Genomic DNA, 12,233 nt, shown 5'->3' on the forward strand with positions numbered 1-12,233 from the left:
GTCCTTATAACGTGGCATTACGCCAAGCGATAGAAAAAAGAGGTGTCGGTTCTGGGGTTCGTGTTGCGTCGCTTGCGTGGGTTTGAGGGCAAATTTCGCATGGGTGTTAGGTTTTTTGCGATGCAGGCTTCAACTTCGGCGACGGGTACATTCTTCCCAAAGAATTTACGACAAATTTGAGTGGCAACAGCGAAATTTATTTGATAAACCCGCTTTCTGGTAACTTTTTTTACAGCAATGCACGAGGTTATCAACTGTGTAAAATTGTATATAATCAACTTGGCGAAGATTTCTTGAAGAAGAAGCTTCGTCTTTTTGCTGTGAAAATACAGCAATCCGACGGTGAATTTCAAAGAGCGGAAGGACGTTTCGATACCCCATCGCTTGGCGTACAAATCCTTGAGGGCAGCAGAATCAAATTCACTTTTATCCAAATTTGTGGCAACCGTTTCGTAAGAATTTTCAGAAAGTTTAAAGCAAACGAGGCGAATATGTAACGGATATGGCTCGATTTTTTCATTTTTCTTTGTTTTGCAGGGTAAAAAATCAAATGGTGAACTATGGGCGATAAATTTCAGGTTTTGATTTTTGGCTTGCGCTGTTTGCTTGCGTGAAATGTGTAGCGTCAGTGAAACGTCAAACTCCTCACCAACAGGCAAAGATAATCCGTGACAAATACCGTTGCGTGAAGCAGAATCCTTCACTCTGACAAGGAATTTTTGCCCTCTTTCTTGCACATGAGCGAAATTATTGTACGATTCGTAGCCTCTATCAGCAATGTAAATGGTGGGTACTTTTGATTGATTACGTGCCACCATGGTGGCAAAGGCCTTGTTTTCACCCTTTTCAACCGTTGCATCCACGTAGGTTTTGCGCAAAATATCGTACATGGCGTTGAGGTGCAAAAGGTTAAAAGGCTTGGAGTCATTGGCCTTTTGATGGTAAGAATCCACTTCCTTTGGGTTGGTGGGAACGTGCAAACTAGAGCCATCCACAGCCAAAAGGCGGTAGCCACGGTGGGTGATGGGTTGGTTTGTTTCGGCAACAAATTGGTGGAATAAATCCTCGAAGGCAGTTGATTTGATTTTGTTTCGTTGTTGCACAAAAGCGGATACTGTAGGTGAGGATGAATGTATGCCGAATTGTTCGGATAATTCCCCATATAGTGTTTTTCCTGTGAGAGATAAGGTTGTTTCAATTACTTTTTCAAATGGTAACTTCCTATTTCGGGTGAAGTCTTTTTCTGGATTTTCAGCATATTTTACAGCGTTTTGCGAAAGGGCTTTTATGGATTTTTTTAGTGTTCTTTTTATGTTTTTTGTTGTGAATGTCATGTGTGCATCTCCTTTGTTATCAGCGTTATGCTCAATAACAAGGGTCGCCTTCATTGACTTTGGTCAATGAAGGCGACCGCACATTTTTTTGTAATTGTCAAGCTTTTTTTAAAAGGTTCTGGGTGTTTTTCTTGTAGCACCCAGGCTTATCTTAATGACATTGGGTATGTGTGAGCACTCCAGTTGAATGAATGGTGACACGTAGTTCTTCCTCGTTTGGGAAGGCTTCCCATTGAGTTTCCGTGCCATAAAATGCGTTGCACAATGTCACCACGGCAGCTTTTTCTTCTTGGGTTGGTTGTTTTGCAATGTGCGTGGAACCTGACGCATAGGTGACAATCTCCATACTTGACACATCATCTATAGTGAATTCTGCCATCCAATCAATGGACGGCTTTGCCGTCAAAAACAGTGCTGACAGCACACCAATTACCGCCAGACAGCCCACGGCAATGATGAGTTTATGTTTTTTGAACACCTCGCCTAGTTGTATCATTTGAATCCTCCTCTTGGTGTTCTCCTTGTTGTCCACCATGCAGAGCATCTGAGGTGCCAAGGGCAGTTTGTTGGCGTGTCCCAGCACTTCAATGAGGGACATGGCGTAGGGGGTTTCCTCCTCTTTGTCTAGGGTTTTCAGCACTCGGCTGTCGTTAAGCAGCTCCATATCCTGACGGATAAAGCGGAACAGTACCCAGATCAGGGGATTGAACCAGTAAACCACCTGGAGCGTCAATAGAGCGGTATTCTTCCACAAATCATGGTGTTTTAGGTGGGATAACTCGTGGAGCAGGATGTAGCGCAAGCTGTCCTCGGATAGCGCCTCCACATAGTCAGGCAGGAGGATGGTGGGGCGGAAAAGGCCGTAGAGAGCTGGGCTTTTGAGGTAGGATTGCTGATAGAGCGCCACCCTTTGGGTCACGCCTAATTGCCCTTTGCACTCCTCCAGCAAGGAGTCTAGCTCGGAGCTATCCCCTTTGCAGGCCATGAGAAAGCCAGAGAAGCGAATGCGACTGAATAGCAGAATGAGTAGCATGACCCCCATGCCCAGTAGCCATAGCACTGGCACCATGACTTCAAATATCAAGGACATGGTTTCATAGGTCTCTACTTGCGCCACCGTTTCGGCTGGCACACGACCAGAGGTGCCAGATTCCGTGCTGGCCTCTGCCACCTCAACCACCAGCTGAATTCCCTGCTGGCGGAAGTCCACCTCCGTGGTGGGAATGACCGCCGTAGAGCTGGTGGGACGGAAGGGCATCACCAATGCCACCAGCATCAAGAGCCACAGGGCATTCTTCCAGATGGGCGGGATTTTCTTGTCCAACAACTTCCGCAGGAGCAGTACCCCCAACCCAATGCAGACGGCGGCGAGAGATAGCTCCAACAGGGTATAGAAGATGGGAGCGATATGTTCCAAAATCCATAAATCCATATTATTTTCCCTCCTTGAGCAGGTTTATCAGCGACTGCAAATCGTCTAACGTGACTTCTTCCTCCATGACAAAGTTCATCAGCATGGCCTGACTGGAGCCGTCAAACACCTTATCCACAAAGTGGCGGCGACTCTGGGCGGTGTAGTCGGCCTGCTTTACCAGTGGTGTATAAAGATAGCTCCGCCTATCCACAGGGGTGGCACCAATGGCGCCCTTGGCCAAAAGCCGTTTCAGCATGGTTTTCAGCGTGGATACATTGCCATCCATACGCTTTGCAATCTCGCTAGACGGCAAAGGTGCCTCCTTCCACAGCACTTTCATAATGGATAGCTCACTATCAGAAATTTGAATAGACATGATTGTTCCTCCTTTGGGTACAGCTGTACTCTTTATAATAGAATACACATGTACTCTGATTTTGTCAAGAGGGAAATTCACGATAGAATGAACGCTGCAAATAGCCCCCACCACGATAGCGCCGTTGTGGTTGGGGGCGTTCTCATTTATCCGATTTTCACGTCATAACGGGTATCGCTATCCATGCCAAAAGTTACATATCCATCGTTCACTCTGTCTTGTGCCAAGGCGAACAGCAGGCGCACTTGGGTGGTTTCGCCCTGTGCCATGTCCATGAAATAGAACTGGCTAGTGCCAACGTAATCCGACTGGTCAAAATAGAAGGGCAAATCATCGGCTTGCACAGCTGAGTCAGCCCAAAGACTTTCATCCCCATAGCTCAACCGAGGACAAACAGCCACTTCCGTGATGGCGGTGTTATCCAGATTTTCCACTGTCAAAAGAACTTCTACGATTTTCAAATCCACCGTTTCACGGGTGGTGACAAGCTGTGCCGTGTCCTCATCCCAGATAGACAGAACACGCTCAAATGGCTTGAGTCCACCTGTTTCGTCCATGTATGGTGCAATGGCATCTTCGCTACGAGTGGCGAACGCATCCTCGCTCAAATCTGTGGGCAAGGTGTCTAGCAGGCGGATTTCCTCCACTGTGTATCCAACTGTATCCATCACCATTTGGGTGCCCAATGGCACTACATTCATTTGGGGTGGGGTAGCAGTTTCGGCTTCGGCTTGGTCACGTTGGTAATCTTCCGCCGTATACCAAACAGTGTCGTAATCAATGGTCAGCTCCACACCCTCTGCCATGTCTAACAGTTCTTGTCTGGTCACGTCCTCTGTGGTGTAAATGGTTACCACATGGCCACTATTTTCATAAAACAGGTTTAGAATGTTGCAATATTGCGACCCGTTTTTGGCAATCAATTCACCTGGGATGCCGTTGATATCCAAGGTTTCCACCTCACTTGCGTGGGTTGCAAATAAGGGGTTGTACATGGTTTCCACCCTGACGGAAATGCCGTACTCTGTGCCATCGGGGGCGGTGTAATGATATTTGCCATCTTCATTTTCTGTGTAGCGTGTAGGCACAGAGATCTTGGCTTGGGCGGCATACACATCTACAAAGGATTGGATGTTATTGTCGTAGGCATAGTCCCCTGTGGATGGGGTTCTGGTGCCTTCTGGTTGGAATAAAAAGCTATAGGCAAAGGCGGTGAGGGTGGTCAGTGCCAATGCGGCGGCAATCAGCGTCACCATCCGCTTGATGGGTCTTCTTTTTCTGGATGATTTTGTCATGGTCTGCAAAAGCTCCTTTTTCTTGGTTTCGTACCCATGGGAGAAGGTGTGAACAGGAGCAGACTCCTGCTCTACAAGGCTTTCACCCACGATTTGCAAGATGGAGTCATGGTCGGGATATTGGTTCATCATCGTATGCTCCTTTCAACTGTTTGACTTTCTCCTTGGCTCGTTGAAATCGCTTCATAGCGGCATCTTCTCCAATGGCAAGGCGACTGGCGATTTCTTTGTATGATAGGTCGTAAAAGCATCGTAATTTGATGATTTCTCGGCTAGGTGTATCCAGTCCAGAGAGCAAAAATTGTAGCAGATGCTTTTGTAATGTATGTTGTTCGACGTTTTCCTTGGCAGGCAATATGGCCAGTTCTTCCCCGAAACTACATTGTCGATTCTGTTTCCGATAGCGGTCAATGGCCAGATTTTTCGCCATACGCATGCACAAGAATTTGGTTTTGTCACTGTTGCAATCTTCAATTTGAGAAAGCATCCCTGCGATTTTGACAAAGCAGTCTTGGGTCACATCCTCCGCCTGTGCAACGTCTTGCAAGACGGAAAATGCAATATGGTACAGTCGCTGTTCGTGCAAATTGTAGAGTAGCGACAGTTTTTGTTGGTCATCTAGGGTCAATGAATCCACAATCAATCCTCCTTTGTCTATCTGTGTGATTTAAGCGCTTACTTATCATACGAATGAGCGTAGCAGTTTCTGACAGGATATTTTTATATTTTATCACCAATGTAAAACAAACGACCTCAGTCATCCAATGCAATCGGAGGACCGAGGGCGTTTTTGAGCTACCATCCAAAATAGTTGCTCTTGGAGATGGTCTGGCGAGACACTTGGGTGTGGTCGCTCAATTTGTCTTGGGCTAGGTTTTTGACTTTTCTTAGTGATTAGATAATTTTTGTATGAGAATCATCACCCCATAGGCGATTGCTGTTAACACGCCTGCGGTAACAAGGTGCAGTGGAACAACAATCATGAAAAACATGGCGCGAGATTCTTGATATGTTAGAATGTCAGGGCTCATGAACAGATAGCAAAGCGTATTACAAAGTAAAGATAGGAGCGGTGCTGTCCAGAGTAGGCGCCGTTTACGCCAAATCAGTACAAAGATAACCACAAGGGGTATGATAAAAAAGACGAAGAGATGCCATAGGTTCGATGCAAAGTCATAGGATGCAATGGAATGGATTAGGACGTTCCATAAGCCAAAGAACTCATTCATAAAATACTCCTTGCTGTTTTATACGATATCGGTACACCTGTCACGCATATGCATTTGTTAGTTCTTCTCCCCCTCCAAGATACAATCAATGGCCAGCACCAGCGCCACAAAAAATTCGCTATGTTCTTCGGTGTTGATATGTAGGGCGTAGACATCGCCCCAAGTGAGCCACTCTTTGGAGACAGTACCAAACAGCTTGCCGTCGCAGGTGATGGTGTACTCGTGATCCCAGAAGTTTCCGTCAATGACGAAGGAACCATAACTACTGTCCACGTTGATTTTCTTCTTGAAAAAGGTAAACTCCTTGCTGACAGTGGCAAAGAGGTTGTCCCCCTGATAGATTTCAAAGGCAGGGAGGAAGGTCATGAGCCGCTGTTTCAGGAACATGACTTCACGCTCCTGCATATCGCAGAGGTGGATTTTATTGCCCAAGGTGAAGATTTCACCCCAAGCTTTATAGACAGGCTTCTGGTTGGCATCCAAAATATCGTACTTGTCGCCGAGGGAGAAGATTTTTTGTTTGATGTAAAGTGTCATGGGGTGTCTCCTTTTCTGTGTGGTTATTTATTGCAATTCCTCTAAGGGTGGGATTAACTGTACATCACTGACACTGGCGCCACCAGCGTTGTTGAGTGCAAAATGCTTCTCCATCAAGGCCAACACCTCTGGGGAAGTGGCGATGAAGGCCCCATCGGTACGTTGTAGACCAAACTGGGTCATGTCGTCGCTGATGAGCAGGTAGTATTCGATATCTTCTTCCTCGGAGAATGGCCAGTCCCAATATTGTATGGTTTGTAAATGCCCATAATCGCCGCCCCAAGCAATCCGCACTGACTGGGTGTCACGGGTTGTCCATTCCATGGAGTCAATGGCGAAGGTGCCTGTGTAGCGTTCGTTGTCATGCAAAGCATAATTGGTGCGCTTGCCCTCCATGGTGACGGTGGTTTCTTCCACCGCTATGCCATCCATATACACCGTAACAGGAATGGTTTGGCTGATGGTGGATGAGAAGGAATATTGGTTCAGAAATCCCATCACGCACAGGGCAAATCCGCAGAGGTAGATTGCGTATTTTAGTTGTTTTTTCATGTAATTTTCTCCTTGTTTACTCCACCATTTCTGCCAGCAAATCCAAATGGTCGCCTAGTTGCATCTCGCCGCCGTAGCGGAATACCGCCACCGTTCCGCCATGACCCAAGGCCGCCATTTGCCAGTTGGGATCGGCGGTGGTGGCTAAAATCACAAAGTCTAAATCGCCGTAGGTTACATCCTCATAGTGCCATTGGAGATTCACAAGGCGATAGCTATCCAGTAGGTTTTCCGCCACCCAACGACTGAGAGGTGGCACGGTGAGGGTCAGGCGGGTCATGTCCAGTTCTGGGGTATACACCACGCCCTCCCCACGACTGCCTGTATAGGTGTTGCCAGTGCCCTCATAGCCCTCTTGCACCACTTCATAATAGGAGGTGGCCAAGATGGAATAGTGGGTCTGGGCGTAATCTGGCTCAAAGTTGCGACTGTACTCTGCTCCGAAATGCTCCTGATAGGTGGCCAGCTCCACCTGTTCCAAAGTTTCTAAATTTACATAGGGCTTGTGAAATTCGCTGAGTGGTGTTTTGAAGTCAAGCCGTCCTAGAATCAGTAGCACTAACAAAATGGGGATGCCGCAAAGCTGTATCCAATTGTTGCGACTATAGAATTTCTTCTTAGGCCAAGGGGCGAAGGATTGTCCCTCTTGGCTGGCTTTGTAATCCACTAAAAAGGCCTTCATTTCCCGTCCTTCTGGCAGTTTCATCCAGAGAAATGCCACCAAAAAGAGAAACAACTCTGTGCTGGTGAGCATAAACAGCAAACGGTTGAAATTTTGGAGTAGGTCAGGCTGTGCATCGAATTTGCTGGTGTAAAACACAGGAAACAAAAAGCAAAGACCGATGAAAATAGGAAATAGCACATTCCACTTTTGGGCTTTTTTCACCCGCTTTACCAAAGGTGCCAAGTCCTTGGGCAGGGGCGGAATATGGGGGTCGGTGGTGGTATAAACTTGATACAAAAGCCCCAAATTCAAGGCATAGTGCCAACCGTCTATGGTAGGTTCTGGCTCGCCCTTTCCTTTAAATCGCAGACAATACCGTGCACCCTCTACAGCGTCTTTCTTAAAGGTGCAAATGCTGCCCAAATGGGTGGGGCGCAGACCTAGACTGGCTTGGTCGCTGAGCCATGCTTCTAGGCCAGCCACGTCGTACATAGACACAGGGACAACGGTGATTTTTGTGTGCATGGGCGTTCTCTCTTTCTGTGATATCATTGTCTTTAATGTGCAAGCATAAAGTAAATAACATAAATCCAACTTAGCAAACCATGGAATATTGCCCAGCCAATTGATTCCCACGTTGTATAGCTTATTACCATAGCTAAAACGCTGCCAAATGAAATCCCCTTTTTTACTGTTTTATTGACAATTGTTGTTCGATTTTCTTCCATTATTTCACCTCACTGTTATTACAGACAATCTATATATACATCATTTTATCACAACTTCATCAAAACACAAGGATTTTCAAGAAATCCACTCCCCCCTGTGGTCAGGGTGAAATTGCCGTCATTATCAAACATCACTTCACAGTCCTGCACCCCATAGGCACCTAGAGAACTACGGAATTTTTCCATATCAAAGGTAAAACCATCAGCACTGGAATCAGTCTGGGCAAAGGTATAGAGTACGCCCTTTTCAAAGCTGGCGAAGCCATCATCCACAATATCACCGCTTTCCACCAAGTCCTCAAAGGTGGATTGATACACGCTGTCAAACATGCCAGAATCACAGGCAATCAGATAGGTGAGGGCTTCTTTTTCTGCGGTGGTCAAGTGGTTAGAGGTGGCTTGCAAATCCAGCACAATTTTCTCCACATCGCTGTCTAAACCACTGTCGGTCTCTTGGAGATAGGCGAAGGCCGCCCGATAAGCCCCCAGAATGTCGTTGCCTTGTTCCTCCACATTCACACCGTACACGTTGGCCATACCACCAGGGTAGCTCTCCAGTAGCATACCATCCCATCGGATTGTAACAGTGTCACCCACAGATAGATCCTCTGGTAACTCCAAATCACCTGTATGCACAGAGCTGAGCCCCACGGTGTCACCCACCACCATCAATCCGTAGTCCATTGCCACCACAATGGCGGTCTCCTCTACAAAGGAAATCCGTGGGGAGCAGAGGTACCACTGGTTTCCAACCTGTATCGCCACGTCATCATCAATCAACACATACGCAAGATTGTCGCCAAAGTTACATTCTCCGTCTTGGTCTGGGTAATCGTCAATTTTAGTGGTGTGGCCGTCTGGTAGTGCATCGCCCACATCCACAGTTTCCATGCCTTTGAAATAAACCGAACCGTCCACCATCAAAGCAGCAGGGTAATCAGTGCTGACAGTGACTCTTTCCAGTGACCCAAAGCTGTCACTACAGGCGGTGAGAGTGGCAATCATGGCCAGAGATAGCAAAATCGCAAGTCGTTTTTTCATTGAAAATCCCTCCCTAAATAGGTTGATACCTATTTAGACGCAGAAATGAGGAAAATGTTCCCATTATGTTATATTCCCATAGAATTAGCCAAGACAGACCGTGGACATTGACGTAAGACGTTAGACCCCCAACCACGATATCATGTGTCGTGGCTGGGGGCAGGGTTCTTTACCTTTTGAAACTACCAGTGTTAATCGTTTTTATTGCATTTCTTCTGGCATATATTTAAGGTTTTCTTGCGGTTCTAAAATACCAAGCTCCAAACCGGAATAAGTAATTTCTTTATCCGCAAAAACAAATGTCACCGTGAAATCTTTATCTTTAATAACATCGATATGATTTTCATCAATCGTGCATCCAAACATATAACCAGTGGATTGATATTGGCGGCCAATGGGAGATATAATGGACCCTAGAAACCAAACCAGCACTCGAAAAATTATCGTGAACGTGATACAATATCAAAAACGATAAACGAGAGGAGAACATATCATGCCACGAAGCAGTTACAGCGCCGAATATAAGGCCAAGATCGTCCTAGAAGTCCTCCAGGGTGAGAAGGAATTAAACGTTATCGCTGCCGAGCAGGGGGTTAATCCCAACATGATTCGCAACTGGAAGAAGGAATTTATATCCAATGCCAGTCAGGTTTTCGATGAGAAAAAGCAGGTCAAAGAAGCACATCGGAAGGAGGTTGCCCTGAAAAAAGAGAAGGAGCAGATGCTCCGCACCATCGGCCAATTGACACTGGAGCGAGACTTTATTCAGGGTGCCTTTCGGGACTGCGGCATCCCCGTCCCCAAGTTCCCTCAGGACTGACGCAGACCTGTCCATCCGCCGTCAATGTGAGCTGCTGGGTCTGCCCGAGGGCAGGTCTACTACCAGCCTGTGGAGGTCGACCAGGAGGCCAAGCGCTGGCGGGAGCACATCATGGCACGCATCGACTACTGGCACACCCAAATGCCCTACATCGGCTCTCGAAAGCTGGTGACCAAGCTGGCCACCGACCAGATTTTTGTGGGTCGCAAGCTGGTTAGGCGACTGATGTGCGAGATGGGAATTCATGCTCTCTATCCCAAGGCAAATCTCTCAAAACGCAACTTTAAAGAGTCTATCGTACCATATTTGCTGAGAAATAAGGTTGTCTCGTTCCCGAATCAAGTGTGGTCAATCGACATCACTTACATCAAAATGCACCACGGGCACATGTATTTGACGGCGATTATCGACTGGTATAGCCGTCTGATTGTGGGCTGGAGTCTGTCCGATACGCTGGACACAGATAACGTCATCGCCGCTGTCCAGCGCGCAATTTCTAGCCACGGCACCCCCGCTTTTCTCAATTCTGACCAAGGATGTCAGTTCACAAGCTCCCAATATAAGGGGTTTTTGAAGGCAAATCACATTGTCCAAAGCATGGATGGTAAGTCCCGTTGGGCGGATAATATCATGATTGAGCGGTGGTTCCGTAGCCTGAAAACCGAGGAAATTTACCTCAACGAGTATCAAAATCCTAGGGTATTGCGCCGTGGAATTGGAAATTATATCAAGCAGTACAACACCTTCAGACCCCATCAAGCACTGGGAAATCAGACTCCAGAGGCCGTGTATGGGGCAGCCTTCACAACGCCGCCAACCACCTTGACAGTCTGGCACAGGCTGGTTGAGGACTGGTGGCGACGGGAGGTCGTGGGTTGTAGGCGGAGGCCGTTCCCCTCGCCTTTCCCATTGTACCAGCCTGACCCAGTCGGTCAAGGCAACCCTTCGGGCGGCTACCCTGGAGGTAACCACAACCAGGCTTGGCTCAGGAAGCAAAATAGGTTGTTGTGTTCACGATAAATTTTGAGGAAGTGGTCTTGACAGGGGGACCATTATAGATCCCACCATTATCGGTACCGTCGCTCCACTGCCATGTGTCGGAATCTGTTTCGGTAAGAGAGACCGAGGTATTTTGAAATGCTACTGGCTCATTCTGCTGGGCATAGTAAAATCCATAATACTTGGCCGACGGTGCAAATCCAGTGGCCTTGTATAGAAACTGCACAATTGCCTGATGATCACCTTGATAGACACCATCTATATTGGCAGCTCCGTAGGCGCCCACGAGACTTTCGCCCGACAGGTGTTCTAACGCAATTTCTTCTAAATCATCTCGGTGCTCTAGCACAAACTTTTCCATTACGCTTTGTGTGTCATGCGCCTGCGACCACAATACTGTGCAGACGATGACAGCGATACCGAAAATCATCAACCATTTGTACTTTTTCATACGCCCTCCCGTGCAAAGCTCTATCCAGTGCTCACCCTGTTCTACATTCAGCTGTATATCATCTTCATAAGTGACTATCTCTGAAAAACTGAAACGATACCCCACCAAGGCAGGATGCCCAATCACGCAGGCCACCACTCGATTGCCCTTCATAAATAGCACATGGCTCATGCCCTCACTGTTTTGGTTGTCTCGAATGGAGGGGCTGTCAAAGCCGATGACCGCTGCAATTTCCTCCCTGCTGGTATAGGGGCCTGGGCTGTATGCCCGATCCCAATCAAAGGGGATGAGGTCGTTAAGAGATACGGTTTCACTCTCTATGCTACTAACGGCAAGGGACAGTTTTTGGTTGTTGATATACACCATAGGATTGCCAAACAACTGATACAATCCAAAGCAGAGTGCCAGTAGTATCAGCCCTGTAATAAGTCGTTTCTTGTTTGATTTTTTCATGGCTTTTTTCTTTCTGCAAACAACGTCACACCGTTGATGACAATGGATGCCACCACCAGCACCCACAGGGCGGTGGAAATACCTGTACAGTCCATCAATGCGCTCCAATCCTCTTTCATTACCCAGTTTGTATTCTGCTGATGAAATGCGCAGACGGTGAGGGCAGTGGCGGAGAGACTGATAAACCGAAAAATCTCTGGATTTCTCCCTTTCGCCACACAGCCCAATTACAAAAGGCCGCGATGATGGCGATGATTCCGAATAATAGCCACATAATCATATCCTCCTATGATTTAAAAAAGCAATTCCAATGCCAAGCAATACCGATGAGCTGATGCAA

Annotated in this window: 14 protein-coding genes and 1 pseudogene; 2 read left to right on the top strand and 13 right to left on the bottom strand. The window is 47.2% G+C overall.

Annotated features, from left to right (window positions below; translation table 11 throughout):
* Positions 1-17 precede the first annotated feature (17 nt).
* The 11 genes from RFF05_RS18280 to RFF05_RS18330 all read right to left on the bottom strand — a co-directional run bounded on the left by RFF05_RS18280 (position 18) and on the right by RFF05_RS18330 (position 9,602).
* Complete coding sequence (locus RFF05_RS18280; protein ID WP_409966964.1) at positions 18-1,388, bottom strand: IS4 family transposase; 1,371 nt, start codon at positions 1,386-1,388, stop codon at positions 18-20.
* A 97-nt stretch (positions 1,389-1,485) separates the two neighbouring features.
* The gene (locus RFF05_RS18285) at positions 1,486-2,766 is read right to left on the bottom strand and encodes a M56 family metallopeptidase (protein WP_409968420.1); all 1,281 of its coding nucleotides are present in this window, start codon (positions 2,764-2,766) and stop codon (positions 1,486-1,488) included.
* A 1-nt stretch (position 2,767) separates the two neighbouring features.
* On the bottom strand, positions 2,768-3,124 hold the full coding sequence (locus RFF05_RS18290; RefSeq protein WP_409968421.1) for a BlaI/MecI/CopY family transcriptional regulator: 357 nt from the start codon (positions 3,122-3,124) through the stop codon (positions 2,768-2,770).
* 146 nt (positions 3,125-3,270) lie between these two features.
* Entirely contained in the window at positions 3,271-4,551 is a 1,281-nt protein-coding gene (locus tag RFF05_RS18295) for a DUF4367 domain-containing protein (RefSeq protein WP_409968422.1), read from the bottom strand.
* Positions 4,526-5,056, bottom strand: coding sequence for an RNA polymerase sigma factor (locus RFF05_RS18300; RefSeq protein ID WP_409968423.1), 531 nt, complete (start codon positions 5,054-5,056; stop codon positions 4,526-4,528). The genes RFF05_RS18295 and RFF05_RS18300 overlap by 26 nt, the downstream gene beginning before the upstream one ends.
* Before the next feature lie 649 nt (positions 5,057-5,705).
* Complete coding sequence (locus RFF05_RS18305) at positions 5,706-6,185, bottom strand: LURP-one-related/scramblase family protein (protein ID WP_409968424.1); 480 nt, start codon at positions 6,183-6,185, stop codon at positions 5,706-5,708.
* Positions 6,186-6,212: 27 nt separating this feature from the next.
* A complete protein-coding gene (locus tag RFF05_RS18310; protein ID WP_409968425.1) occupies positions 6,213-6,737 on the bottom strand; it encodes a hypothetical protein in 525 nt (174 codons plus the stop codon).
* 16 nt (positions 6,738-6,753) lie between these two features.
* Positions 6,754-7,926: a hypothetical protein gene (locus RFF05_RS18315; protein ID WP_409968426.1), complete on the bottom strand. Its 1,173-nt coding sequence runs from the start codon at positions 7,924-7,926 to the stop codon at positions 6,754-6,756.
* Positions 7,927-7,958: 32 nt separating this feature from the next.
* Positions 7,959-8,129 (bottom strand): hypothetical protein, encoded by a 171-nt coding sequence (locus RFF05_RS18320; protein WP_409968427.1) that lies wholly within the window; start codon positions 8,127-8,129, stop codon positions 7,959-7,961.
* Positions 8,130-8,177: 48 nt separating this feature from the next.
* Positions 8,178-9,170, bottom strand: a complete 993-nt coding sequence (locus tag RFF05_RS18325; RefSeq protein WP_409968428.1) for a hypothetical protein — start codon at positions 9,168-9,170, stop codon at positions 8,178-8,180.
* Between the two features lie 201 nt (positions 9,171-9,371).
* Complete coding sequence (locus RFF05_RS18330; protein ID WP_409968429.1) at positions 9,372-9,602, bottom strand: hypothetical protein; 231 nt, start codon at positions 9,600-9,602, stop codon at positions 9,372-9,374.
* A gap of 61 nt (positions 9,603-9,663) precedes the next feature.
* Here RFF05_RS18330 and RFF05_RS18335 point away from each other — a divergent pair, with 61 nt between their 5' ends.
* Both RFF05_RS18335 and RFF05_RS18340 read left to right on the top strand, forming a co-directional pair.
* Positions 9,664-9,990 carry a transposase gene (locus RFF05_RS18335; protein WP_409967432.1) on the top strand — a complete coding sequence of 109 codons (327 nt, stop codon included), beginning with the start codon at positions 9,664-9,666 and terminating at the stop codon, positions 9,988-9,990.
* A 48-nt stretch (positions 9,991-10,038) separates the two neighbouring features.
* Positions 10,039-11,010 (top strand): annotated as a pseudogene (locus RFF05_RS18340) (IS3 family transposase); the annotation flags it as partial.
* Here the strand turns inward: RFF05_RS18340 and RFF05_RS18345 are convergent.
* Positions 10,976-11,893, bottom strand: a complete 918-nt coding sequence (locus tag RFF05_RS18345; protein ID WP_409968430.1) for a hypothetical protein — start codon at positions 11,891-11,893, stop codon at positions 10,976-10,978. The pseudogene RFF05_RS18340 and the gene RFF05_RS18345 overlap by 35 nt on opposite strands.
* Positions 11,890-12,111, bottom strand: a complete 222-nt coding sequence (locus RFF05_RS18350) for a hypothetical protein (protein WP_409968431.1) — start codon at positions 12,109-12,111, stop codon at positions 11,890-11,892. Before RFF05_RS18350 ends, RFF05_RS18345 begins: the two co-directional genes overlap by 4 nt.
* Between the last annotated feature and the right edge of the window lie 122 nt (positions 12,112-12,233).

This window comes from Bengtsoniella intestinalis, assembly GCF_039719005.1.
In the GTDB taxonomy this organism is placed as follows: Bacteria; Bacillota; Clostridia; order Oscillospirales; family Oscillospiraceae; genus Oscillibacter; species Oscillibacter intestinalis.